Origin of the sequence: Gluconacetobacter aggeris, from assembly GCF_014174395.1 — a bacterium.
Classification (GTDB): Bacteria; Pseudomonadota; Alphaproteobacteria; order Acetobacterales; family Acetobacteraceae; genus Gluconacetobacter; species Gluconacetobacter aggeris.
Map to the genome: position 1 here is coordinate 141,718 of NZ_JABEQD010000005.1, position 23,260 is coordinate 164,977.

General features: G+C 67.1%; 22 protein-coding genes. 10 read left to right on the forward strand and 12 right to left on the reverse strand.

The window, feature by feature from the left end; genetic code table 11:
* The first annotated feature begins 1 nt into the window (after window position 1).
* Window positions 2-676: a DUF1028 domain-containing protein gene (locus tag HLH36_RS09540; protein WP_182986158.1), complete on the forward strand. Its 675-nt coding sequence runs from the start codon at window positions 2-4 to the stop codon at window positions 674-676.
* Window positions 677-749: 73 nt separating this feature from the next.
* Here HLH36_RS09540 and HLH36_RS09545 read toward each other — a convergent pair whose 3' ends face one another.
* Entirely contained in the window at window positions 750-1,118 is a 369-nt protein-coding gene (locus tag HLH36_RS09545; RefSeq protein ID WP_182986159.1) for a hypothetical protein, read from the reverse strand.
* 363 nt (window positions 1,119-1,481) lie between these two features.
* On the opposite strand from HLH36_RS09545, the gene HLH36_RS09550 reads away from it, so the two are divergent.
* From HLH36_RS09550 to gltX, 4 genes are all read left to right on the forward strand, one after another.
* Window positions 1,482-2,897, forward strand: coding sequence for a class II 3-deoxy-7-phosphoheptulonate synthase (locus HLH36_RS09550; RefSeq protein WP_182986160.1), 1,416 nt, complete (start codon window positions 1,482-1,484; stop codon window positions 2,895-2,897).
* A 22-nt stretch (window positions 2,898-2,919) separates the two neighbouring features.
* Window positions 2,920-4,101 carry a nicotinate phosphoribosyltransferase gene (locus HLH36_RS09555; protein WP_182986161.1) on the forward strand — a complete coding sequence of 394 codons (1,182 nt, stop codon included), beginning with the start codon at window positions 2,920-2,922 and terminating at the stop codon, window positions 4,099-4,101.
* Between the two features lie 56 nt (window positions 4,102-4,157).
* Entirely contained in the window at window positions 4,158-4,550 is a 393-nt protein-coding gene (locus tag HLH36_RS09560; protein ID WP_408871871.1) for a hypothetical protein, read from the forward strand.
* A 61-nt stretch (window positions 4,551-4,611) separates the two neighbouring features.
* Window positions 4,612-5,943 (forward strand): glutamate--tRNA ligase, encoded by a 1,332-nt coding sequence (gene gltX / locus HLH36_RS09565; RefSeq protein WP_182986162.1) that lies wholly within the window; start codon window positions 4,612-4,614, stop codon window positions 5,941-5,943.
* A 33-nt stretch (window positions 5,944-5,976) separates the two neighbouring features.
* Here gltX and HLH36_RS09570 read toward each other — a convergent pair whose 3' ends face one another.
* Complete coding sequence (locus HLH36_RS09570; RefSeq protein WP_182986163.1) at window positions 5,977-7,317, reverse strand: MATE family efflux transporter; 1,341 nt, start codon at window positions 7,315-7,317, stop codon at window positions 5,977-5,979.
* Window positions 7,318-7,461: 144 nt separating this feature from the next.
* Window positions 7,462-7,797 carry a GIY-YIG nuclease family protein gene (locus HLH36_RS09575; protein ID WP_182986164.1) on the reverse strand — a complete coding sequence of 112 codons (336 nt, stop codon included), beginning with the start codon at window positions 7,795-7,797 and terminating at the stop codon, window positions 7,462-7,464.
* Between the two features lie 44 nt (window positions 7,798-7,841).
* On the opposite strand from HLH36_RS09575, the gene HLH36_RS09580 reads away from it, so the two are divergent.
* Complete coding sequence (locus HLH36_RS09580) at window positions 7,842-8,546, forward strand: DUF2239 family protein (protein WP_246376681.1); 705 nt, start codon at window positions 7,842-7,844, stop codon at window positions 8,544-8,546.
* 51 nt (window positions 8,547-8,597) lie between these two features.
* Here the strand turns inward: HLH36_RS09580 and HLH36_RS09585 are convergent, their stop codons facing one another.
* Window positions 8,598-9,383, reverse strand: coding sequence for an RNA methyltransferase (locus HLH36_RS09585; protein ID WP_182986165.1), 786 nt, complete (start codon window positions 9,381-9,383; stop codon window positions 8,598-8,600).
* Complete coding sequence (gene cysS / locus HLH36_RS09590; protein ID WP_182986166.1) at window positions 9,380-10,741, reverse strand: cysteine--tRNA ligase; 1,362 nt, start codon at window positions 10,739-10,741, stop codon at window positions 9,380-9,382. Before cysS ends, HLH36_RS09585 begins: the two co-directional genes overlap by 4 nt.
* 123 nt (window positions 10,742-10,864) lie before the next feature.
* Here cysS and HLH36_RS09595 point away from each other — a divergent pair, with 123 nt between their 5' ends.
* Window positions 10,865-12,268, forward strand: coding sequence for an MATE family efflux transporter (locus HLH36_RS09595; protein WP_182986167.1), 1,404 nt, complete (start codon window positions 10,865-10,867; stop codon window positions 12,266-12,268).
* Here the strand turns inward: HLH36_RS09595 and HLH36_RS09600 are convergent.
* Both HLH36_RS09600 and rpsD read right to left on the reverse strand, forming a co-directional pair.
* Window positions 12,240-13,811: a peptide chain release factor 3 gene (locus HLH36_RS09600; protein ID WP_182986168.1), complete on the reverse strand. Its 1,572-nt coding sequence runs from the start codon at window positions 13,809-13,811 to the stop codon at window positions 12,240-12,242. The two genes, HLH36_RS09595 and HLH36_RS09600, sit on opposite strands and share 29 nt — an antisense overlap.
* A gap of 100 nt (window positions 13,812-13,911) precedes the next feature.
* Window positions 13,912-14,529, reverse strand: coding sequence for a 30S ribosomal protein S4 (gene rpsD, locus HLH36_RS09605; RefSeq protein WP_114726960.1), 618 nt, complete (start codon window positions 14,527-14,529; stop codon window positions 13,912-13,914).
* Between the two features lie 339 nt (window positions 14,530-14,868).
* Here rpsD and HLH36_RS09610 point away from each other — a divergent pair, with 339 nt between their 5' ends.
* Window positions 14,869-15,414 (forward strand): HdeD family acid-resistance protein, encoded by a 546-nt coding sequence (locus HLH36_RS09610; RefSeq protein WP_182986169.1) that lies wholly within the window; start codon window positions 14,869-14,871, stop codon window positions 15,412-15,414.
* A 47-nt stretch (window positions 15,415-15,461) separates the two neighbouring features.
* Here the strand turns inward: HLH36_RS09610 and HLH36_RS09615 are convergent, their stop codons facing one another.
* From HLH36_RS09615 to HLH36_RS09625, 3 genes are all read right to left on the reverse strand, one after another.
* Window positions 15,462-16,175 carry an NADPH-dependent F420 reductase gene (locus HLH36_RS09615; protein WP_182986170.1) on the reverse strand — a complete coding sequence of 238 codons (714 nt, stop codon included), beginning with the start codon at window positions 16,173-16,175 and terminating at the stop codon, window positions 15,462-15,464.
* A complete protein-coding gene (locus HLH36_RS09620) occupies window positions 16,172-16,768 on the reverse strand; it encodes a cupin (protein ID WP_182986171.1) in 597 nt (198 codons plus the stop codon). Before HLH36_RS09620 ends, HLH36_RS09615 begins: the two co-directional genes overlap by 4 nt.
* Before the next feature lie 118 nt (window positions 16,769-16,886).
* Window positions 16,887-17,816 carry a hypothetical protein gene (locus HLH36_RS09625; RefSeq protein ID WP_182986172.1) on the reverse strand — a complete coding sequence of 310 codons (930 nt, stop codon included), beginning with the start codon at window positions 17,814-17,816 and terminating at the stop codon, window positions 16,887-16,889.
* Window positions 17,817-17,974: 158 nt separating this feature from the next.
* Here HLH36_RS09625 and HLH36_RS09630 point away from each other — a divergent pair, with 158 nt between their 5' ends.
* A complete protein-coding gene (locus tag HLH36_RS09630; RefSeq protein ID WP_182986173.1) occupies window positions 17,975-18,964 on the forward strand; it encodes a bile acid:sodium symporter family protein in 990 nt (329 codons plus the stop codon).
* Between the two features lie 4 nt (window positions 18,965-18,968).
* Here HLH36_RS09630 and HLH36_RS09635 read toward each other — a convergent pair whose 3' ends face one another.
* Window positions 18,969-19,766: an alpha/beta fold hydrolase gene (locus HLH36_RS09635; protein ID WP_182986174.1), complete on the reverse strand. Its 798-nt coding sequence runs from the start codon at window positions 19,764-19,766 to the stop codon at window positions 18,969-18,971.
* Window positions 19,767-19,887: 121 nt separating this feature from the next.
* Between HLH36_RS09635 and HLH36_RS09640 the strand changes: the two genes are divergently transcribed.
* A complete protein-coding gene (locus HLH36_RS09640; protein ID WP_182986175.1) occupies window positions 19,888-21,327 on the forward strand; it encodes a pyridoxal phosphate-dependent decarboxylase family protein in 1,440 nt (479 codons plus the stop codon).
* Between the two features lie 20 nt (window positions 21,328-21,347).
* Here the strand turns inward: HLH36_RS09640 and cobT are convergent, their stop codons facing one another.
* Entirely contained in the window at window positions 21,348-23,249 is a 1,902-nt protein-coding gene (cobT, locus tag HLH36_RS09645) for a cobaltochelatase subunit CobT (RefSeq protein ID WP_182986176.1), read from the reverse strand.
* Between the last annotated feature and the right edge of the window lie 11 nt (window positions 23,250-23,260).

Genomic DNA, 23,260 nt, shown 5'->3' on the forward strand with positions numbered 1-23,260 from the left:
CATGACGTTTTCCATCGTTGCCCGCTGCGCGCGGACCGGTCAGTTCGGTCTGGCTGTCGCATCGTCATCCCCCGCCGTCGCCAGCCGGTGCGCCTTTGCCCGGGCGGGGGTCGGCGCCGTCGCCACGCAGAACATCACCGACCCCACGCTGGGGCCGCGTGGCCTGGATCTTCTGGAGCGTGGCGCGTCGGCCGGGGAATGTGTGGCGATTCTCACCCGGAGCCGCCTTGCCGCATACCGTCAGCTTTCGGTCATCGACGTGACGGGCGATACGGACGTGTGGTCCGGCGCGCAGACCCTGGGCATCCACGGATCGGCGAAAGGGCACAATGTCGCGTGCGCGGGCAATCTGCTGGCGGTAGCGGATGTACCCGTGGCGATGCGTGAGGCCTTTGCCGGCGGTGACGCCGGGCAGGAACTGGGGCAGCGCCTGCTGGAAGCGATGCAGGCCGGGCTGGCGGCTGGCGGGGAGGCAGGACCGATCCGGTCCGCGGGTCTGCTGGTCGTGGATGCCCATGCCTGGCCGCTGACGGACCTGCGGGTGGATTGGGACGAGCGGCCGATCGACCGCCTACAGGCGCTCTGGTCGCTTTGGGTGCCTCAGGCACGCGATTATACGTTGCGGGCGATCGATCCTGCCACCTCGCCATCCTATGGCGTGCCAGGTGATGAATAGCCTGTAGCGGCAGCAGGTCGCGGGTGAGGGCAAGCCCTCACCCGCCGGAAGAATCCGCGTGTAACCGGGCAGCTCAGCGCGGCGTGACCCAGCCGTTGCCGGTGGCGTCGCCAAGCTGGCCCTGGCCGTAGGGGCTGCTGCTCTGATAGGCGCTGCCGAAGCGCGAGAGGTCGGTGCCGGTGACGGAGTCGCGATGGACGTTGGCCTCGTGGTCCGGGTCGGGCCCGTGGGTCATGTCCATCGACGGGGCGTCCTGATATCCGGGCGGCAGGCTGCGGCGGCCCTGGACGGTCATATCTTCGCCATGCTGGGCTTCGACACCCTCTTCCTGCGCGGGCTGGCGCTTGTTCGGGGCGTCTCCGGGGGCGGCGAGTGCGGGGGCGGCAAGCAGGCAGAAGCCGGCCAGGAGCGGAAGCAGGCGGGTGCGGAACGTGGCCGGCATGGGAAATCCTTCCATCTATATGGAACGCAACATGTCATGTGTGCCGTGGCCCGTTAAGGCCCCCGTACCGCTATCGTGTCGAAGCGTCCCTGTGTCGGCCGGGTCTAGCCGATTGCGATGTATCGTTGCACGCCTGAAAAACATGGCAGGCAGGCATGAAAAGCGATGCCTGCGTGGGATCTGGCGCACGAATATGTCGCGCGACGCCCATGGCAAGACGATCCTCTTTGCGTTGGGGGAGGATTTTCGACATAAAGGCTGCCCCTTGCAAGGCCGGCCATCGGGGCGCGGGCTGGGGAAGATGGCGGCGCGCATCGCTGGGATGTCGCGACCGGACGATCAGAGGAATTTTAGGAAGCGACCATGAGTGCGACGCACAGCCACGACAAATCTTCCCGGCAGGCCTGGACGCCGGAAAGCTGGCGGTCGTTTCCCATCCGTCAGGTTCCGTCCTATCCCGACGCGGCCGCCCTTGGGGCGGTCGAAGAACGGTTGCGCCGATATCCGCCGCTGGTCTTTGCGGGCGAGGCGAGGCGGCTGAAGGCCAGCCTGGCCGCCGCGTCGCAGGGCAAGGCCTTCGTGCTGCAGGGCGGCGCGTGTGCCGAGAGTTTCAGCGAATTCACCGCCGACATCGTCCGCGACACGTTCCGCGTGCTGTTGCAGATGTCGGTGGTGCTGACCTTCGGCGCCAAGGTGCCGGTGGTGAAGATCGGCCGCATGGCCGGCCAGTACGCCAAGCCCCGTTCGTCGGACAGCGAGACGATCGGTGGCGTCAGCCTGCCGTCCTATCGCGGCGACATCATCAACGGTGCGGCGTTCACGCCCGAGGCGCGCATTCCCGACCCGGTGCGCATGGAAACCGGCTATTTCCAGTCGGCCGGCGTGATGAACCTGCTGCGGGCCTTCGCCGGCGGCGGCTATGCCAACCTGCATCAGGTGCATCGCTGGAACCTGGGCTTTGTCGAGCGTTCGCCCCTGGCCCAGCGCTATGGCGTGCTGGCCGAGCGGATCGACGAGACGCTGGCCTTCATGGCGGCGTGCGGCGTGAATGGTGCGACCACCCGCCAACTGGACGAGACCGAGTTCTATACCTCGCACGAGGCGCTGCTGCTGCCCTATGAGCAGGCACTGACGCGCGTCGATTCCACGACGGGCGAGTGGTACGACTGCTCGGCACATTTCGTCTGGATCGGTGATCGCACCCGCCAGCCGGATGGCGCGCATGTCGAGTTCCTGCGCGGGGTGCGCAACCCGATCGGCATCAAGGTGGGGCCGACGACGACGATCGAGGATCTGGAGCGGCTGCTGGAGATCCTGAACCCAACGGACGAGCCGGGCCGGATCTCGCTGATCTCGCGCATGGGGGCCGAGGGCGTGGGGCGGCACCTGCCGGCGCTGCTGCGCAAGGTCGTGGCCTCGGGGCGGACGGTCACGTGGTTGTGTGATCCGATGCATGGCAACACGATCTCGACCGTCAACAAGATCAAGACCCGTTCGTTCGAAGCGATTTTGACTGAGATTCGCGGCTTTTTTGACGTGTTCCAGGCCGAAAATGCCCACCCTGGCGGGGTGCATGTCGAGATGACCGGGCAGAATGTGACGGAGTGCGTCGGTGGTGCCCACCGCTTGACGGAGGCCGATCTTGGTGAACGGTATGAGACCTTCTGCGACCCGAGGCTGAATGCCGAGCAGTCGCTGGAGATGGCATTCCTGCTGGCCGAGGAACTGACGGCACGCCTGCGCGGCGGGTCCGGGACGAAAGGCACGGAGGCCGCGTAACGGAAAGATCCTCGGAGGAACGATGTCGGCAGCCCAGTCCCCTACGGCATTCGGTCCGCACCAGGCGCTGGATGACGCGAGCATCCGCGCCCGGACCGATGCCTATTTCAACCGGACGCGCGACATCGTCACCCGCTTCGGCGACCAGCAGGTGACATATGCCCTGTTCGTCCGCCGCCCGGTCCTGTCCGCGACGCGGCTGATGACCGAGTGGCTGGACAATGTGGCGCGCGCGCGCGGGATAACGCTGACGCACGAGGTGATGTTTCCCGAGGGGGCCTGGGTCGGGGCGGGGGAGCCGCTGGTCTATATCACCGGCTCGTTCGCCGCGCTGGCCGACCTGGAGACGCTGCTGCTGCAGAAGCTGGGGCCGCCCTGCGTGGCGGCGCTGAATGCCTACCAGATGGCGATGGCGTTGCCGAAGGCACGTTTTCTGGCCATGGAGGCCCGGCACTGCGCGGGCTTCGAGATGCAGGAACAGATGGCCTATGCCGCCTCGATCGGCAGCCTGGCGGCCCGGAACGAGGGAGCCCTGGGGTTTGTCGGCGGGGCCAACGATGCCACGGCGGGCTTTTTCGGCCAGTCGGCCGGACTGGGCACCATGCCCCATGCCCTGATCGGCTATGCGGGATCGACCCTGCGTGCGGCCGAGATGTTCCACGAGGCATTTCCCGAATCCGACCTTGTGGTCCTGACGGACTATTTCGGGCGGGAGATCACGGATGGGTTGGCGGTGTGCCGCGCCTTTCCGGAACTGGCGGCGGCGGGACGGCTGGCGGTGCGGCTGGATACCCATGGCGGGCGGTTTCTGGAGGGGCTGGACCCGCAATTGTCCTACGCCGCGCTGGAGCGCAACACGCCCGGCACCATCCGGCGCTACCGGTCCGAGACCGAATTGCGCAATCTGGTGGGCACCGGCGTTTCGGCCGCCGCGATCTGGCGCATGCGCGAGGCGTTGGACGAGGCCGGCTTTCCCCGGGTGCGGATCATCGTCTCGTCGGGCTTCAATGTCGAGAAATGCCTGGCGATGGCCGATGCGCATGCGCCGATCGACGTTGTGGGTACCGGTTCCTTCATTCCCGATCGCTGGTCGGAAACCTATGCCACCGCCGACATCGTGTCGTATGACGGCGAACCGCGCGTGAAGATCGGCCGTGAGTTCCTGCTGCGCCGCGCGGGTGCCCGGGCTGCCGCCGGCACTTGATCCCACTCTCCCGCCGGGCCATGCCCGTGCGGGCATCATCACAGGGAATTCCGCATTTGACTGATACTCCCCCCATTTCCGATTCCACGGCGGACGAGTCGGGCTGGCGCGTCCGGATTCTGGATCTGTCGGGCGGCGCCGAGGATGGAATCGTCGAGGATGTCGGCGGCTTCGTCGATCTGTCCCATGCCAATGCCTTCGCGCGGGCCTATGTCCGCGACAGTATCGAGCGTTGCCGCGTGCCCGGTGCCTCGCCGCGCGAGGTGCTGCAATCCTGGCTGTCGTTCGGCGAGGATGCCGAGATCCTGGACGTGGGCGACGAAGGCTGGCGTTCGGCGAACGAACTGGACGATTTTACCGCCAATCCGGCCACGCCGATGGAGCGGGACTGGCGGGCGCTCGATCCGCGCCGGCTGGTCGAGGATGATGAAGACGTCGACGACGAATAAGGGATAGGGGGCGGCGGCGTTCCGGCTGGTCTTTCCGGCGCGCCCGACGCATATAGGCGGCATGAAACTCCGCTTCGCGCCCAGCCCGACGGGCCTGATCCATGTCGGCAACGCCCGTCAGGCGATTGCCAACGCCCTGTATGCGCGCCGCCATGGCGCCACGTTCCAGTTGCGCATCGACGATACCGACCGCGAGCGTTCGCGCGAGGAGTATGCCGATGCGCTGCGCACCGACCTGGCATGGTTGGGCATCAACTGGGATGAGACGTTTCGCCAGTCGGACCGGCTGGACCGCTATGCGGCGGCGATCGAGACGCTGAAGGATAGCGGCCGCCTGTATCCGTGCTTCGAGAGCGAGCAGGAGCTGGCCGCCAAGCGCGAGGCACGCATTCGCATGCGCAAGCCGCCGGTCTATGACCGTGCGATGCTGCGCATGACGGCCGAGCAGCGTGCCCAGGCCGAGGCGAACGGCAAGGTGCCGTACTGGCGTTTCCGCCTGTCCGACGGGATGGTGGCGTGGGACGATCTGGTCATGGGCCGGTCGCAGGTCAAGCTGCCATCCATTTCCGACCCGGTGCTGGTCCGGGCCGATGGCACGGTGCTGTATACGCTGGCATCGGTGGTGGACGATCTGGAAACCGGCGTGACGCATATCCTGCGCGGCGAGGACCATCTGACCAATACCGGCGTGCAGATCGACATTGCCGAGGCGCTGGGCGCGCGGCCGGGCCGCTTTACGTTCGCCCATCTGCCGCTGCTGCTGGACGAGGCGGGGGGGAAGCTGTCCAAGCGCTTCGACGGGCTGTCGCTGCGTGCCCTGCGGCAGGATGGGATCGATCCCGGCGCCGTCGTGTCCTATCTGGCGCGGCTGGGCAGTTCGGACGATCCGGCGCCGCTGTCCTTCGAGGAACTCGCGGCCAGCTATGACGTGCGGCGCGTCTCGCGCTCGGCCGCGCGGTTCGACATGCGGCAGTTGCTGGCGCTGAACCGCAAGGTCATGCATCAGAAGCCGTTTGCCGACATGCGCGACCTGCTGCCCGAGGGGGCCACCGAGGCCTTCTGGCTGGCCGTGCGTGGCAATGTCGATCTGCTGTCGGAACTGCGCCACTGGTGGGATGTGGTCGCCGGGACGATCGTCCCGCCGGTGCAGGATGGGGAGGGCGACTATCTGCTTCAGGCCCTGTCGCTGCTGCCCGGCGACCCGTGGGATTCCGAGACCTGGAAGACATGGACAGGTGCGATCCGGGCTGCGAGCGGCCGTAGCGGCAAGGCGCTGTTCCATCCGCTGCGTATTGCCCTGACCGGTGAAGAGAAGGGGCCGGAGATGCGCGACCTGTTGCCGCTGATGGGGCATGAACGTGTGGCGGAGCGGCTGCGGATCGCGGCGCGGTAATGGCACTCGGGGGACTGGCGCCGATCCGTTCAATTACGGAATTCTCGGCGCCCCTCGGGGCCGGAACGCGCGACGCAGCGACAGCAGGCTTATCAATGCCTGGATAATGATCGAGACGTTCGAGAGCCGCCACAGGTCGTGGAGCGTTGCCTGCGGCCAACGAGCGAACAGGAGAGTGGGCAGGACGAAGGTGGCGAGGCGACTGGCGCTGGCGGCGAATGCTGGGCCGGTGTTGCCGAAACCCTGAAATATCGCCGAGCAGCTATAGACCAGCCCCATTGCGACGAAATTCCAGGACACGATACGAAGATATTCTGAAGCCACGGCGACGACGGCCGATTTGCGCGTGAAGACCAGAACCGGCAACTCCGGATTGAGCTGGCATAACAGCGTCAGCGCCAGCATGATCCCGCTGCTGATCAGCACAGCGGTGTGGAATGTTGCGCGAACGCGATCCGCTCGGCCCGCACCGTGATTTTGTCCGGCGATCGGAGCTGCGGCGAAAGCCACGGCCATCGCCGGCAGGAAGATCGACTGCATTATGCGCGAACCGATGCCGAATCCCGCTTGCGCGTCGGGTCCGAAGCGACGTAGCGCCCAATAGATCACGCCCGAGATCACGAACATCAGCAGGAACTCACCGGATGAGGGCAGGCCGATCGCCGCAATCCGCCACCATGCCGCGAACCGAGGCGCCGCCACTTTCATCCGAAGCGTCATCTCAAGCCTGCCGAAAAGGACGATCAGGATTATCGTGCCGATGATCGTTGCAATTGAAGTCGCCAAGCCAGCGCCCGCGGTGCCGAGCGGATGATTCGTGCCCCATCCCGCGATCAGGACGGGAGCGAGTGCGATGTTGAGGAATACGGTTGCGGACTGAAGCAGCATCGGTGCCGCGACGATGCCGCTCGCCCTCAACACCGAGCCGAGTGCGGCAGTGGGGAACATCAACGCCAACGAGGGTAGGGAAGCGAGCAGATACGCGTGTGCCGCCATTCTAGTGGCATCGTCGGCCGACAGCACGGCCATGAACCGACCACCCGCAAGATAGCCGATCAGAAGCGTTGCGACGGCGGCGGTAAGCGCCATGCTCATGGCCTGCTCGAACACGGTCTGAGCCTCGGCTGCGTCCTTGCCGCCGATCGCGCGCGAGATCAGAGACAGTGCGCCCACCGACACGGCCTGGCTCAGGGCCATGACGAAGAGCAGCACGCTCCCACCCGTCGCCACTCCCGCAACTGCCTGCCCTCCGAGTTGTGCCACGAAGTAGAGATCCACAACCAGATACATGGTCTGGACGACCAGACCGAAACCGATGAAGCCCGCCATGCCGGCAAGAAGCCGAGGAATGGAGCCTTGTGTCAGATCGCGCATGTCGACAAACCTGCGTCCTGCAAGGCCCATCCCCGTGCCGACAGCCAATTGTCAGCCTGGGGATGAAAGAGGGGGGCGAGACGCATCGGATGAACGTCCATCGGGAAAGGTTCGCTGCGCAGATTGCCGTTTGATCTGCCAAACTCATATGCGCATAGCCTGGAGCTGGTCCCGCCATCGTTCTTGACGTTTCTTGAGCGCGACATTTCGGACATAGCCGGGATCGTCATCCTCAAGTCGTTCGACGATCTCGAAGGTAAAGGCGTCACCGCCGTGGATGGTCCACGCCTCCTGAAGCGTTCGATGCGTGTTGCACCCCTGCCTGAGAGTGAACCAGAGCCGGTTCTGAATAGTGGAAAGATCGGGCGCGCTGCCCACCCACACCTGATCGGTCACAGTGCAGCGGACGGCGTAGATGCCAGCCTCGACCTTTCGTTCCTTGTACGCGGCTATTGCCGCCTTTCGCTCTTTTCCCTTCATCCGCGCCAACCTCGCTTTCAAAGAGCTGTTAGCGCGGCGTGAAGATGGAAACAATATCACCCGGGCATATTGACTTATTTTTACCCATTATTAAAAAGCAGGATATGTCTGAATATCTCTCAATCCCCTGTACCGCCTTCGATGGTACCCGGCAGCTCGCCAGTGGAGCGCTGATCGACGTGGCACTTGCGGTCAGGGTCGCCGCTATGGCCGGGACGCATGGTCCCATCCTGACGTTTGACGATGCATCGGGAGCGGTCATCGATTTTGATCTTCGGGGGAGCACTGCGGAGATTGTCGCACGGCTGACCCGCCGGGGCGGAGGTGGATCGCCTGAATCCGGAACGCACGATCTGCCTGACGGCGCGACGTCCACGAGGTCGCGCGGGCGCCCGAAATTGGGCGTGGTCGCCCGCGAGGTGACGCTTCTTCCGCGCCATTGGGAATGGCTTGGAACACAGGCCGGAGGGGCCTCTCAGGCGCTGCGCCGTCTCATCGATGATGCGCGCCGCGCCGATGGCGGACGAAGCCGGGCTAGGCTTGCCCGCGAACGGGCGTATCGTTTCTTGTCGGCGTTGGCCGGCGACCTTCCCGGATTCGAAGACGTGATACGCGCCTTGTTTTCAGGAGACGGCGATATCTTCGCCGACCGTATGGGCGCATGGCCAGCCGACGTGAGGGCTTATGCCTTGAAGCTCGCGCAGGCGAGCCTCGGCGGAACCGATCTTCCGGAAGAGGACAAAACATAAGCAGGGAGGCAGGAGGCGTCGAAGCCGGCCCTTGTCCCGCCCCATCCTGTCCTATCCCCCGCCGGCCGTCCGGGCCCGGCGGCCCCGGGACAATTCCGTCACCACGCCGTGCAGGGTGCGGAGTTCCTGCTCCGTGACTTCGCCGCGGGTGAAGAAATGGCGCAGGTTGCGGACCATGCCGGGGCGTTTCTGCTCGTTGCGCAGGAAGCCGCATTCGTCCAGTTGGCCGACCAGGTTGCGCATGAAATTGTCCAGTTCGCCCTTGGTGGCGACGTGGGTTTCATTGGTCATCAGCGTGCGCGGCGGGGTGGCGTCTTCGGCCATCCACCATTCATAGGCCATGATCATGACCGCCTGCGCCAGGTTCAGCGACATGAAGGCGGGGTTCAGCGGGTAGCGGATCAGGGCGTCGGCGCGGGCCATGTCCTCGTTGTCCAGCCCCGCGCGTTCGGGGCCGAACATCAGGCCGGTGCGCAGGCCGCGGCTGGTCATCTGCCGCAGTTCGGCAGCGCCGCCACGGGCGGTCAGGACCGTCTTGACGATATGGCGCGGGCGGGGGCAGGTGGCGAAGACATGGTGCAGGTCGGCCACCGCATCATCGACGGTTTCATGCACCGTCGCGGCTTCCAGAATCCGGTCGGCGCCGGAGGCGGCGCGCCAAGCGCGTTCCAGTGGCCAGCCGTCGCGCGGGGCGACCAGGCGCAGGTGGAACAGGCCGCCATTGGCCATGGCGCGCGCCGTGGTGCCGATATTCTCGGCCATCTGCGGGCGCACCAGGATCACGACCGGGCTGTTGCCGATCGGGCCGATATCGGCCCCGCCGTCACGGCCGGTCATGCGCGCCTCCAGATGGTGCCGGTAGGGCCGTCTTCCAGCAGGATGCCGCGTGCCGCGAGATCGTCGCGGATGGCGTCGGCGCGGGCGAAATCGCGGGATTTGCGGGCGGCGAGACGTTCGGCAATCAGCGTGTCGATCTCGGCCTCGTCGACGCCGGCGCCGGCGCGGAACCAGTCATCGGACGACTGGCCCAGCAGGCCCAGAAGGCGGCCGGCCGCGCGCAGGCCGCGTGCGGCGGCGTGGTCGCCGGCCAGGGCGCGGTCGGCCAGGGCATGCATCTCGGCCAGGGCGCGCGGCGTGTTGAGGTCGTCGCACATTGCGGCCAGAATCTCGGCCGGAACCGGATCGGCTGCGTCGGGCGGCAGGTCGCCGATGGCGCGGTAGAAGCGGTTCAGCGTCTGTTTCGCCTCGTCCAGGCCGGTGCGGGTGAAGTTCAGCACCGACCGGTATTGGGCGTGCAGCAGCAGCAGGCGCAGGGCTTCGGCGGGGGTGTCGGACAGCACGTCGCGGATGGTCAGGAAGTTGCCCAGGGACTTGGACATCTTCTCGCTATTCACCAGCAGCATCGCGTTATGCACCCAGTGGTTGGCGAAGCGGCTGTGGGGGAAGCAGCACTGGCTCTGTGCTCGCTCGTTCTCATGGTGGGGGAACAGCAGGTCGCTGCCGCCGCCATGGATGTCGAAGCTCTCGCCCAGATAACGGTGCGACATGGCCGAGCATTCGATATGCCAGCCCGGCCGGCCCCGGCCCCAGGGGCTTTCCCAGCCCGGCAGGCCGGGCTCCGACGGCTTCCAGAGCACGAAATCGCCGGCGTCGCGCTTGTAGGGCGCGACCTCGACCCGGGCGCCGGCCAGCAGATCGTCGGGCGAGCGGCCGGACAGCTTGCCGTAATCCGGGAAGTGCGCGACGGCGAACAGGACGTGGCCCTGGGCCTCGTAGGCGTGGCCGCTGGCGATCAGGCGCTCGATCAGCGTGATCATTTCGCCGATATGATGGGTGGCGCGCGGCTCGACATCCGGCGGCAGGACGCCGACGGCGGCGAGATCGTCGTGGAAATCGCGGATCGTGCGCGTGGTCAGGCTGTCGATCGTCTCGCCGTTCGCGTGGGCGCGGGCGTTGATCTTGTCGTCGACGTCCGTGATGTTGCGGACATAGGTGACGCGCGGATACAGGTGCCGCAGCAGCCGCACCAGGATGTCGGCCGTGATCATGGCCCGCAGATTGCCGATATGCGCCAGGTCATAGACCGTGGGGCCACAGTAATAGACCCGTACATTTCCCGGATCGAGGGGCGCGAAGGGAACCGTCGTGCGGCGGCTGCTGTCGTGCAGGGTCAGTTGCGGCATGGAATCGGGCATGATGGCGCCTAGATGCGACAGGGACGGGGCAGACGCAACACCCTTATGTGTGGCGCCGGTCGAATAGAGGGATGCGCGTGTGGCATCTGGCCTTTCCGGAGCCGATCTGCTCTGGATGCGGCCATGTCGGACCCAGCCCTGCCCCAATCGGAACTTCGTCTCCTGCTGCGTGTCGCGGCCCCCATTGCCCTGGCGCAGATCGCACAGATGGCCATGGGCGTGACCGACAGCGTGCTGCTGGGCGGGCTGGGGGCGGATGCGCTGGCGATCGGCGGCCTGTCCACGACGCTGTTCTTTACCGTCCTTGCGGTGTTGCAGGCGCTGCTGGGGGCGGGCGGGGTGCTGATTGCCCAGGCACGCGGACGGAAGGAACCGGAACGCATTGCCCCGATCCATGCCATGCTGCTGGTGATGGCGCTGCTGCTGTGCCTGCCATGCCTGGCGATCCTGGATCAGGCGGGGGCCCTGCTGCGGCTGATGCACCAGCCCGAAGCCTTTGTCGGGCCGGTTTCGTCCTTTACCCATATCCTGATGTGGGGCGTTCCGCCGGCATTGATCGGGACCGGGGTCGTGGAAGTCGTGCTGCCGGCGCTGGATGCGCAGATCATCCTGCTGCGGGTGATGCCGGTGGTGGCGGTGGTGAACGGCGTGCTGAACGCGGCGCTGATCCATGGATGGTTCGGCCTGCCGGCAATGGGGCTGCGCGGCTCGGCGCTGGCGACCGCGCTGACCATGTGGGGCAGTGCGCTGGTGCTGCTGGCGATGGTGCATTCCCGGCCGCATCTGCGCCTGCTGCTGTGGCCGTTGCTGCCGCGCGTGGCCGACATGGCGGCGCTGTTGCGCCTGGGGTTGCCGATGTTCGCGGCGGCGGGGGCCGAAATCATGCTGTTCGAGGTCACGGGATTGCAGGCGGCGACGCTGGGGCCGCATGCGCTGGCGGCGTTCCAGATCGTGCTGAGCGTGACCGCGACCACCTATATGGTGACCATGGCGCTGGGGCAGGCCGCCAACGTGCGGGTGGCCTACTGGACCGGGGCTGGACGGCCCGAGCGGGTGCGCCGCGCGGCGCGGGTGGCGGTGGGGACCGCGATCACCGGCATGGGGGTGGTGGGTTGCCTGATCTATCTGTTCCGTGGGCGGATCGTGGGCTTCTATCTGGACCCGTCGGTGCCGGGCAATGCGGACAGTGCGGGGATCGCGACAGCGGCGCTGCTGCTGGCGGCGATCTTTCAGGTGGCCGATGGGGCGCAGGCGGTGCTGGTGGGTGTGCTGCGCGGGCGGGGGGATGCCATGGTGCCGATGATGCTGGCGATCGCCGGCTATTGGGGTGTCGGCTTCCCGCTGGCCAACTGGCTGGCCTTCCGCTGCGGGTTTGGCGTGATGGGGCTATGGGGCGGCATTGCGACGGCACTGGTGGTCGTGGCACTGCTGCTGGCGGCGCGGGTCGTCTACGCGTTGGGGAAGGGCCGGGCGGCAGGGGTGCCGCCCAAGAGCGGGATCAGCGGGATTCCACACCGATCTGCTTGATGTCGTGGAAGGTCAGGTCCGGGTTCATCTCGGCTGTGCGGCGCATCATGAAGGCCGAGCCGGCGAGGAAGACCGGGTCGCCGTCCAGATCGTCCGCCATTGCGGAGCGGTTGGCCATGGAGAACAGTTCCAGCTTCGCCTTGTCGCCCACCACCCAGCGCGCGAGATTGTAGGGGGTGGATTCGAAGCCGATGCTCACCCCGTATTCCCCGGCCAGACGCGCCTGCAGCACGTCGAGCTGGAGCGTGCCGACCACGCCGACGATGGGCGGGGCACCGTCCTGCGGGCGGAAGAGCTGGACCACGCCTTCCTCGGCCAGTTCGGTCAGGGCCTGACGCAGTTTCTTGGCCTTCATCGCGTCGTCCAGTCGGACGCGGCGCAGGATTTCCGGCGCGAAATGGGGCACGCCGGTGAAGCGCAGGTCCTCGCCCTCGGTCAGTGTGTCGCCGATGCGCAGCGTGCCGTGATTGGGGATACCGACCACGTCGCCGGCGAAGGCTTCCTCGGCCAGTTGGCGGTCGCGGGCGAAAAAGAATTGCGGCGTGTGCAGGGCGAACTGCTTGCCGGTGCGGGTGTGCTTGAGCCGCATGCCGCGTTCCAGCCGGCCGGAGCAGATCCGCGCGAAGGCCATGCGGTCGCGATGGTTGGGGTCCATGTTGGCCTGGATCTTGAAGACCAGGGCGGTCAGGCCGGTCTCGTCAGCGCGGACCGTGCGGTTTTCGGTCGCCTGGTCGCGCGGTGGCGGGCCGAAGGCGACCAGCGCGTCCAGCAGGTCGGTCACGCCGATTTCCTTCATCGCGCTGCCGAAGAAGACGGGCGTGAGGTGCCCGGCATTGAAGCTCTCGCGGTCGAAAATCGGCAGGGCGGCCTCGGCCAGTTCCAGCTCTTCGGCCAGTTGCACCATGCGCGGGTCCGACTGCTCCAGCGGGGGCGACACATGAAGCTGGCGCGTGCGCAGATCGTAGGTGCCGGCGAACTGCGCGGCGCGGCCGACGGGCCAGGTGGCCGGTGCGGTGTCGAGCGCCAGCGCGGACGAGATTTCGTCGAGCAGCGTGAACGGGTCCTGCGCCTCGCGGTCCATCTTGTTGATGAAGGTGACGATCGGGATATCGCGCAGGCGGCAGATCTCGAACAGCTTGCGGGTCCGGTCCTCGATGCCCTTGGCGGCGTCGATCACCATCACCGCCGAGTCCACCGCCGTCAGCGTGCGGTAGGTGTCTTCAGAGAAATCCTCGTGGCCCGGCGTGTCGAGCAGGTTGAAGATGCAGCCGCCATATTCGAACGTCATGACCGAGGTGACGACCGAGATGCCGCGATCGCGCTCGATGCCCATCCAGTCCGACCGGGTGCGGCGGCGTTCGCCCTTGGCCCGCACATTGCCCGCCATCTGGATCGCGCCGCCCGCCCGCAGGATGCGTTCGGTCAGCGTGGTCTTGCCCGCGTCGGGATGCGAGATGATGGCGAAGGTGCGCCGCCGGGCGATTTCGCGGGCGATGGTCGGGGCGAGGTCGGTGGAGGGCTCGGCGTTCACGGCAGAATCCATGCGGGCTTATGGTTCGGGCGGCAGGTCCCAAAAGCACAGACGCCGGGCGTAGGGGATGTCCCCACGCCCGGCGCCGCGGTCGTTGGTCTGGAAGACCGGATCAGCGCGAGTAGAACTCGATGACCAGGTTCGGTTCCATCTGCACCGGGTAGGGAACGTCCGACAGCTTCGGCGCGCGCACGAAGCGGCCCTTCATCTGGCGGTGATCGACTTCCACATATTCCGGCACGTCACGCTCGCCGCTCTGCGCCGCGTCGAGGACGATGGCGAGTTGCTTGGACTTCTCGCGGACCTCGATCACGTCGCCATCGCGCACCAGGAAGGACGGGATGTTGACCTTGCGGCCGTTGACCGTGATGTGGCCATGGCTGACGAACTGGCGGGCGGCGAACGGCGTCATCGCGAACTTCAGGCGATAGACGACCGCATCCAGCCGGCGCTCCAGCAGGTCGATCAGGTTCTCGGAGGTGTCGCCCTTGCGGCGCACGGCCTCGTCGTAATACTTGCGGAACTGCTTCTCGCTGATGTTGCCGTAATAGCCCTTCAGCTTCTGCTTCGCCATCAGCTGGACCGAGAAGTCCGACGGCTTCTGCTTGCGGCGCTGGCCATGCTGGCCGGGGCCGTATTCCCGCTTGTTGACCGGCGACTTCGCGCGGCCCCACAGGTTGACGCCAAGGCGGCGGTTGATTTTGTACTTGCTCTCAAGGCGCTTGCTCATCGCGCGCGGTCTTTCATAGTCGGTGGGCGGCATCATGGCCCGAAGGCCGGCCACCGCCCTGTATTGCACCGGTAGGTCCTGTTCCGCATGAACAGGGCGGGCGCGAACCGCATTACCGGCGCCGGGGAGCAATCACCCGATCAGGCACCGGCCGGTCCGTCCACGTTCCCGGCAGTGGGGCTGGCCTATAGGCGGTCCGGCCCCGGCCTGTCAACCGGACGGGCGGCGGCGCGGATGCCGGCCATGCGCGGACCGGGCGGGCGAAAAAAAGCCGGTGCCGCGGGGCGGGAAATCCGTATACTCCGGAATATCTTCTGTTTCTGGCATCGAGGAGAGGTCATGGCCACCCCGTTCACGCAGCGCTGGGGACTGTTTGTCCTGCTGGGTCTGCTGTCCATCGCGCTGGGCATCGTCGCCTGGATCGATGCGATTTCCGTCACCCTGGCCAGCACCGTCATTATCGGCATCGTGCTGGTGATCGCGGGTGGGGCGCAACTGTTCCATGCCTTCGCGGTGCGCGACTGGGGCGGCTTCATCCTGTCGCTGCTGGGCGGCGCGCTCTATGTCCTCGGCGGCTTTGCGCTGATGTACGAACCCGTCACCGGTTCGATCGTGCTGACCCTGTTCATCGCCGCCTGCCTGATCGTGTCGGGGACGATGCGCATGCTGATCGCGGCGCGTCATCGCGAGCTGAATGGCTGGTGGATCATCCTGGGCGCCGGGCTGATCAGCCTGCTGGTCGGCGTGTGCCTGTATCTGACGCTGCCCTGGTCTGGATTGTGGCTGATCGGCACCTTCATTGCGGTGGAGTTGATCGCCGCCGGCGTGGGCTGGATCCAGTTCGGCCTCGGGCTGCGTCAGGCGAACGCGCTGACCGGTCCCTGAAAGGAACCGGTCCACAAGACGGAAACGGGGGGCCTGGCCCCCCGTTTTCATGTACGGGGCAGGCCGAGGCGGGCGCGCAGTTCCGGTGCCGTCAGATCGGCCTCGAACCCTGATGAGCCGGGCTGGAACAGGCGCGCGGTGGCCAGCGGGCCGACCGCGACCGGGTCGAACCCGGCCTCGGCGATCAGGCCGCCCACGGTGCGCATGGCAGCCGGATCGTCACCGGCATAGGGAATGGCGAGCAGCGGCGGCCTGCGATGGGCCTCGGCCTGGATGGTCGACATGTCCTCGGAATTGAAGGCGCGGACGATGTGGGCGCCGGGAAAGAGGGATTGGGTGAGGATACCCGCGCCCTGCTGCCTTGCGGTGCGGGCGATGTCGCCGTCGCGCCAGGGATAGGGGTTGCAGGCGTCGATCACGATCTTGCCCGCCAGTAATCCATGCAGGCTGGCCCCGAGACCGGGCAGGGCGCCGTAGGGGACGGCCAGCAGGACGACATCGCCGAACCGGGCGGCATCCTGCGGCGTGCCGGCCTGGGCGTTTGTGCCCAGCGCCTCGGCCGCCGAGCGGGCCGAGCCGATATCGCTGGCCGAGAGCATGACGGGGTGGCCGGCGCGCAGCCACAGGCCGGCCAGGGTGCTGCCGACATGGCCGGCGCCGATGGTGCCGATCCGCAAGGATTGCGCCGCCACGGCAAGGCGGGCGGGGAGCAGGGCGCAGAGGCCGGCGAGGAGCGTGCGGCGGTGCATGGGGCGATTCATGCCTGGTGCCACAGGGCGGTCAGTGGGCCGCCGGCGCCTTTTGCCGGGTCGCTGGCGGGGAAGGGGACGTGGTTCATCCGTGCAAGCTCCTCGGCTGACAGGGCACTGCGACGCAGGTCGAAATGCTGGTCGGGCGGATAGGCGCCGACCACCAGGAAATCGTCATCCGACCCCAGGTTGCGATGGCCGGTGCCGGCCGGCAGCAGCACGACGTCACCGGCCCGGACATCGACGACCCGGCCGCCGGGGCCGCCCAGCATCAGGCGCGCGGAGCCCGAGGCGATGCCCAGCACCTCGTGCGCCGTGGAATGGAAATGGTGGAAATCATAGACGCCCCAGCGCCATTGGGGTGGCCAGCCATTGGCCGTGAACAGGTCCTCGAACGCCGAAGCCGGGTCGTGGGCCGGCAGTGCCAGCGCGTTGCGGTAATAGAGTACCGGCAGATGGTCGTTGTTGGGCACCCAGTCGTTGGGCTGCAGCATGAAGGACTCGACGTCATGATCTGCGGCGCCGGCGGCGCACATGTCGGTCCCGGCCAGCGACAGGCCGATTCCGGCGAGGAAGGTCTGGAAAGCGCGTCGCGAGACGGTCATGTCCGGTATCCTCCAGCGGCGGTTGGAGGCACCAATATGTCCCGTCCGCGAAACGGGCGAACAGTGAAAAGCAGTTTATGAACCGCTCGCGGCCGGTTTCGCCGTGTTCAGCCCGTGTTCAGCGCAGGGGCAGCGGGATGTGGTTGACGGTCAGGATGCCGCCCGCCCATTCGACGTCCCACGACGTATCGGCGGCATCGGCATGGTGCCCGACCAGATTGGCCATGATCAGGGCGGCGGCCGGGCGGGTCTGGCCGGCGGCGCGCAGGGTTTCGATCAGTTCGGGCAGGTTGCGCATGCTCATGTGCCCGCTGGCCGAAGCCGCGTCGGGGCTGCCGGTCAGTTCCGCCGAACCGCTGCCTTCGAGCTGCATGTCGCCACGGCGGGCGCGCAATGTCCGGATTGTGACCGGTACCGCCACGCTGCGGGCCGGCCGGCCGGCGGTGGCGGCCAGCAGGGGACCGAGCGCCTGTGCCGGGATGGAGAAATCCGACCGTGCGTCCTGGGGCAGCAGCGATGCCAGCACGGTGTCGCCGGTCATGCCGGCGCCGCCCAGGTCCAGCGAAACCATGATGGGCTGGGCCCCGCTGCCGCCCGCCAGGTGCAGGTGCAGGACGCCGAAGCGGATCTGTTTCGCACCGGTCTGGGCGACCGGCGACGACCAGGAAATATCGTAAGTTTGCCCGGTTTGCAGGCCCGCCAGGATCGGCTGGAGCGTTGCGAGGAAATAATCCGCCGTGCAACCGGCGCCATGGTGATTGACCAATGCGCCCAGCAGCACCACCGATGCCGCGTCGAGAATGTCGCGCATGTCGCGCGCACTGCCGCCGGCCCCGCTGACCGTGACCGATGCGGCATGCAGCGACGGGGTGCCCGCGCCGGGCGCGAAACGCAGGACATAATTGCGGGCCGTGGCCTCGGTCGGTGAGGCCGACAGGCTGCCGGCCCCGCCGACGGCACAGGCCGGCGGCAGGGGGGCGGCATGAGCGCCGGAACAGTTCATGGCCAGAACGGCGCCGAAGAGAGCCGGCAGAACGGGAATACGCATGGTCATCGACTTGCCCCGGGAATTGCGATCTTATACCGCCCTTCCTTGGCACGGGATCGTGACCGAGGCGAGGCAGGCTGCGATGTTTCGGCAGACATCGCGCCGGTTCATGGTGCGCGCCAGTGCGTCTTCACTCCACCGCCAGCGGAATGTTTCCGATGCTCAAGCCCGATCCGTTTCTGATCAGCCTTATCTGTACCGTCATCATCGCCACCATCCTGCCCTGTCACGGCGCCGCCGTGCCGGTCTTCCAGGATCTGGCGATCGCGGTCATTGCCGTGATGTTCTTCATGCAGGGTGCGCGCCTGTCGCGCCAGGCCGTGATGGGCGGCATCGTGAACTGGCGGCTGCACCTGGCCATCCTGCTGTGCACCTTCGCGCTGTTTCCGCTGCTGGGCCTGGGCCTGCATGCGCTGTTTCCCGGCCTGCTGCATCCGTCGGTCTGGCTGGGCATCCTGTTCCTGTGCTGCCTGCCCTCGACCGTGCAGTCCTCGATCGCCTTTACCTCGATCGCGCGCGGCAATGTGCCGGCTGCCGTCTGTGCGGCGACCACGTCCAATATCCTGGGCATCTTCATCACGCCGATCCTGACCGGGCTGGTGCTGGAGCGCCATGGCACGGCATCGGGCTCGGGCGGTGTCGTGGCCATCATGCTGCAATTGCTGCTGCCCTTCGTGCTGGGGCAGGTGCTGCAGCCATGGTTGGGCAAATGGGCGCATCGCAACAAGCGCCTGCTGTCCATGACCGACCGGGGGTCGATCCTGATCGTGGTCTATACCGCCTTCAGCGAGGCCGTGGTCCAGGGGCTGTGGCACAAGATGCCGCTATCGCAGATCGGGTTGATCCTGCTGGCGGACAGTATCCTGCTGGCCAGCGTGCTGCTGATCACCACGCTGGGCAGCCGCGTCCTGGGCTTTCCGCGGGAAGATGAGATTGCGATCGTGTTCTGCGGTTCGAAGAAGACGCTGGCCTCCGGCGTGCCGATGGCGAACGTGCTGTTTCCGCCCGCCACCGTCGGGCTGGTGGTACTGCCGCTGATGATCTTCCACCAGGTCCAGCTCTTCGTCTGCGCGGTGCTGGCCCGGCGCTATGCCGCCGCGTGGAACCGCCGGCAAGACGAGCCCGAGGCGCTGCCGAAGGCGTCCTGACGCGTCAGGACGCCAGAAACGCGGTCAGCGCGTCCAGAAGCGCCTGGGGCTGTTCCTCGGGGATATAATAGCCGCACGCGATTTCGGCCTGGTTGAGCGGGCCGGTCGCGTAGGGGCGCCACAGATCGGCGGGGTTGTACCAGCCGCCCAGCCGCCCGTCGCGCGACCACACCACCAGCAGCGGGCAGGCAATGCGCAAATCCCCGGGATAGGGGGGGATGCGATGATGGCCGTTCGCCCCCGGGGTCTCGCCCGCCGGCATGGTTTCCAGATAGTCGGCCACCGCCGAGCGGCTGAACGGTGCCACGGAATGCGGTGCTGGGCGGGTCCATTCCTCGGGCATCGCCATCGTGGCCGATTCGGGCTTGGGATGAAGCTGGGCGAACCAGCAGCTGCTGTAGCGCGACAGTTCGAAGGCCAGATCGGCGCGCCCCTGATGGCCCGGCGAGGGGATGCATTCGATCTCGGCCAGATGGGTCACCCGCTCCGGCGCCAGCCAGGCGGCATAGGCGGCGATGTGGCCGCCGGTGCCATGCCCCGCCACGGCCAGGTGCTCGTACCCCAGATCCGATGCCAGGCGCAGCAGTTCCTCTGCCTGGCGCCGGAAATCCAGGTCGCGCGGGAGGTCCGGACACAACACGGTGTGGGTGCGGGCCAGGTCGGGCGCGATGGCATGCCAGGCCACGTGGCTTTGCATCTGGCCGTGCAGCAGGACCAGCAGCTTGCCTTGTCCCCCAAGCCTGGCCCGGCGCGGGCTGTCGCCCCACGCCACTTCCGTCAATTCGAGTTTGCCGAAGAACATACAGGTTCCATTGAAGACTTGATGCGCCCGATGGCACACATATAGGCACGCATCAAATTATTGGACAGAACCGTGCGACTGGCCAGCCTGCCGATCGCCGATAAAGGAAACGGACGCGCCCATGACCGGTCTGGACCCCGACAATTGGGACGATCTGCGTCGTCTCGGCCACCGGATGATCGACGACATGGTCGACCGGCTGGCGACCCTGCGGGATGGACCGGTCTGGCGCCCGATGCCCGATGGGGTGCGCACGGCGTTGCATGATGCCCTGCCGTCGGGCCCGACGTCGCCTGATATTCTCTACGAGCGGTTTCGCGCGCTGATCGCGCCCTATGCCACCGGCAATACGCATCCGGGCTTCATGGGCTGGGTCCATGGGGGTGGTACCGGGGTCGGCATGCTGGCCGAATTGCTGGCCGGCGGCCTGAATGCCAATTGCGGCGGCCGCGACCACGCGCCGGTCGAGATCGAGCGCGCGGTGATCGGCTGGGCGGCGCGGATCATGGGCTTTCCCGACGATGCCACCGGGCTGCTGGTCACCGGATCGTCGATGGCGAACATGATCGCGGTCGTGACCGCCAGCCGGGCGGCGCCCGACGGGCTGGCGCTGCGCCGGCAGGGTGTGGGGGGACGAAAGCTGGTCGGTTATGCCGCGGCGACCGCCCATGGCTGTATTGCCCGCGCGTTCGACCTGACGGGACTGGGGACGGATGCGTTGCGCGTGCTGCCGGTGGATTCGGAACATCGCATGGATCTGGCGGCGTTGCGGGCGGCCATTGCGGCCGACCGCGCGGCGGGGCTGGAGCCGTTTATCGTCATCGGCACCGCCGGTACCGTCGATACGGGCGCGATCGACGACCTGGGCACGATCGCGGAGATCGCGGCGGCAGACGGGCTCTGGTTCCATGTCGATGGGGCGTTCGGCGCGTTGGCCATGCTGTCGCCGACGCGCCGTGTGGCCCTGCGGGGGCTGGAGCGGGCGGACAGTGTGGCGTTCGATTTCCATAAATGGGCGCAGGTTCCCTATGATGCCGGATGCATCCTGGTCCGCACGCCGGGGCGGCAGGCGGCGGCATTCGCGCAGTCCCTGGCCTATCTGTCGCGCGAGGATCGGGGGCTGGCCGGCAATGCGCCCTGGTTCTGCGATCTGGGGCCGGACCTCTCACGCGGTTTTCGCGCGCTCAAGGTGTGGATGACGCTGGGCACCTACGGCACCGACCGGATGGGCCTGATGGTCGATGAATGCTGTACCGTGGCGCAGCATCTGGCGCGGCGGGTGGATGCCGAGCCGCTGCTGGAACGTCTGGCGCCGGTGGGGCTGAACATCGTCTGTTTCCGCGTCCGCGTGCCGGGCGTGGATCTGGACTGGCTGAACGGCGAACTGGTGAAGGACCTGCACGAATCGGGTGTCGCCGCGCCGTCGACGACCATGGTGGACGGCGTGCGCGCGATTCGGGCCGCTATCGTCAACCACCGCACGGTGGCGGCGGATGTCGATGCAATGGTTGACGCGCTGCTGCGGCTGCTGGCGGAGCGGCTGGAAATCGTGGCGGATTGACGGGAGGCCGCCGCGCCCATTTAGGCGCGGCGGCGGATGGGGGTGGCGGCCCGTTCGTCGAACAGGTCGGAGAGTTCCTGCATCATCGTGCCGCCCAGTTCCTCGGCGTCCGAGATCGTGACCGCGCGGCGGTAATAGCGCGTGACGTCATGGCCGATGCCGATGGCCACCAGTTCGACGCCGCTGCGACTTTCGATCTGGCCGATGACCTGGCGCAGATGCGTTTCCAGGTACGAGCCGGGATTGACCGAGAGGGTGCTGTCATCGACCGGGGCGCCGTCGGAAATCACCATCAGGATCTTCCGGCTTTCGTGGCGGCCCCGAAGGCGGCGCCATGCCCAGAGCAGGGCCTCACCGTCGATATTTTCCTTCAGCAGGCCTTCGCGCAGCATCAGGCCCAGATTCTTGCGCGCCCGGCGCCACGGCATGTCGGCCGATTTGTAGATGATATGCCGCAAATCGTTCAGGCGGCCGGGATTGGGAGGCTTGCCCTGCGCGACCCAGCGCTCGCGGCTCTGTCCGCCTTTCCAGGCCCGGGTGGTGAAGCCCAGCACCTCGACCTTCACCGCGCAGCGCTCCAGCGTGCGGGCCAGGATGTCGCCGCACATCGCGGCTACCGAGATGGGACGGCCGCGCATCGAGCCCGAATTGTCGATCAGCAGCGTCACCACCGTATCGCGGAAATCCGTGTCGCGTTCGTGCTTGTAGGACAAAGAGAGGGTGGGATTGACCACGATCCGCGACAGGCGGCCGGCATCGAGGATGCCTTCCTCCAGGTCGAATTCCCAGGCGCGGGTCTGCTGGGCCAGCAGGCGGCGCTGCATGCGGTTGGCCAGGCGCGACACCACGCCCTGGAGGCTGAGCAATTGCTGGTCGAGCTGCTGGCGCAGCCGGCTCAGTTCCTCGGGGTCGCACAGATCTTCGGCCGCGATCTCTTCGTCGAACTGCGTCGTAAAGGCGTGGTAGACGTTCGCGGGATCTTCTGCCGTCTGGTTGTCGGCGCCACGCGGGCCGCCGGCTTCCTCCGACCCGGCGGCCTCGCCGGGCTCGGCATCGTCGGCATCCTCGTCGCCCATGCCGGTGCCTTGCGCCAACTGGGGCTGCAGGCCGGATTCGTCCTCTTGCAGTCCGGACGCGTCTTCCTGCTTCTGCGGCTGCTGGTCTTCGGGCGATTCGGAGGGCTGGTCTTCGGATTCGTCGGACGAGGCGCTGTCGCTGCCCTCCGCGTCTTCCTCGATTTCGGCTTCGCCCTCGATCAGTTCGCAGGCCACCAGCAGGCGGCGCGCCGCCCGGGCGAAGGCCCGCTGGTCCTCCTGGGTCGCGGCCATGTCCTTCAATGCGCGCTGGGCAGCGGGGCCAAGATGGTCGCGCCATTTGTCGGCGATCGCGCGCATGGAATCGGGTACCGGTTCGCCGGTCAGCGTCTCGCGCGCCAGCAGCGACAGGGCGACGGGCAGCGGGATCTGCTCGCGCCGTTCGGCACGGTCATAGCCGGAATCGTGATATTCGCGCTCGATCTTATGTTTCAGGTTGGCGGCGACGCCGGACATATAGCGGGCGCCCACGCTTTCCACGCGGGCCTGTTCCAGCGCTTCGTAGGCTGCGCGGGCATCGGCCGGTTCGGGCCGGGTGGCGGCGTGCAGCGCGGCATCGTGATGGCGCAGCCGCAGGGCCGCCGCGTCGGCGGCGCCACGGACGCGATCGATATCGGCTTCCTGCAGGTTCGCGCCCGGCTGGGGCAGGCGTACATGCTCGCCGCTGACGGCGGCGGCGGCGGGAATCGGGCCGCTCTGGAAGATCACGTCGGCGTTCGCGCGGCCGCCCAGCGCGCGCAGCACGCCGACGGTCGCGCGCTTGAACGCGTCCGCCCGTTCGGCGGCGGCCTGGCGGGCGGACAGGATGTCGTTCTTACGTTCGCGCATGGCGGCGCCGG

Bases quoted from the DNA above. Each gene is read 5' to 3' on its own strand.
- HLH36_RS09575 (WP_182986164.1), bottom strand. From the start codon at position 7,797: ATGAAGGGAAAAGAGCGAAAGGCGGCAATAGCCGCGTACAAGGAACGA.
- gltX (WP_182986162.1), top strand. From the start codon at position 4,612: ATGAAACTCCGCTTCGCGCCCAGCCCGACGGGCCTGATCCATGTCGGC.
- rpsD (WP_114726960.1), bottom strand. From the start codon at position 14,529: ATGAGCAAGCGCCTTGAGAGCAAGTACAAAATCAACCGCCGCCTTGGC.
- cysS (WP_182986166.1), bottom strand. From the start codon at position 10,741: ATGCCCGATTCCATGCCGCAACTGACCCTGCACGACAGCAGCCGCCGC.
- HLH36_RS09555 (WP_182986161.1), top strand. From the start codon at position 2,920: ATGTCGGCAGCCCAGTCCCCTACGGCATTCGGTCCGCACCAGGCGCTG.
- HLH36_RS09610 (WP_182986169.1), top strand. From the start codon at position 14,869: ATGGCCACCCCGTTCACGCAGCGCTGGGGACTGTTTGTCCTGCTGGGT.
- HLH36_RS09625 (WP_182986172.1), bottom strand. From the start codon at position 17,816: ATGCGTATTCCCGTTCTGCCGGCTCTCTTCGGCGCCGTTCTGGCCATG.
- HLH36_RS09620 (WP_182986171.1), bottom strand. From the start codon at position 16,768: ATGACCGTCTCGCGACGCGCTTTCCAGACCTTCCTCGCCGGAATCGGC.
- HLH36_RS09615 (WP_182986170.1), bottom strand. From the start codon at position 16,175: ATGAATCGCCCCATGCACCGCCGCACGCTCCTCGCCGGCCTCTGCGCC.
- HLH36_RS09585 (WP_182986165.1), bottom strand. From the start codon at position 9,383: ATGACCGGCCGTGACGGCGGGGCCGATATCGGCCCGATCGGCAACAGC.
- HLH36_RS09570 (WP_182986163.1), bottom strand. From the start codon at position 7,317: ATGCGCGATCTGACACAAGGCTCCATTCCTCGGCTTCTTGCCGGCATG.
- cobT (WP_182986176.1), bottom strand. From the start codon at position 23,249: ATGCGCGAACGTAAGAACGACATCCTGTCCGCCCGCCAGGCCGCCGCC.
- HLH36_RS09640 (WP_182986175.1), top strand. From the start codon at position 19,888: ATGACCGGTCTGGACCCCGACAATTGGGACGATCTGCGTCGTCTCGGC.
- HLH36_RS09600 (WP_182986168.1), bottom strand. From the start codon at position 13,811: ATGGATTCTGCCGTGAACGCCGAGCCCTCCACCGACCTCGCCCCGACC.
- HLH36_RS09630 (WP_182986173.1), top strand. From the start codon at position 17,975: ATGCTCAAGCCCGATCCGTTTCTGATCAGCCTTATCTGTACCGTCATC.
- HLH36_RS09580 (WP_246376681.1), top strand. From the start codon at position 7,842: ATGGAAACAATATCACCCGGGCATATTGACTTATTTTTACCCATTATT.
- HLH36_RS09635 (WP_182986174.1), bottom strand. From the start codon at position 19,766: ATGTTCTTCGGCAAACTCGAATTGACGGAAGTGGCGTGGGGCGACAGC.
- HLH36_RS09540 (WP_182986158.1), top strand. From the start codon at position 2: ATGACGTTTTCCATCGTTGCCCGCTGCGCGCGGACCGGTCAGTTCGGT.
- HLH36_RS09550 (WP_182986160.1), top strand. From the start codon at position 1,482: ATGAGTGCGACGCACAGCCACGACAAATCTTCCCGGCAGGCCTGGACG.
- HLH36_RS09595 (WP_182986167.1), top strand. From the start codon at position 10,865: ATGTCGGACCCAGCCCTGCCCCAATCGGAACTTCGTCTCCTGCTGCGT.
- HLH36_RS09545 (WP_182986159.1), bottom strand. From the start codon at position 1,118: ATGCCGGCCACGTTCCGCACCCGCCTGCTTCCGCTCCTGGCCGGCTTC.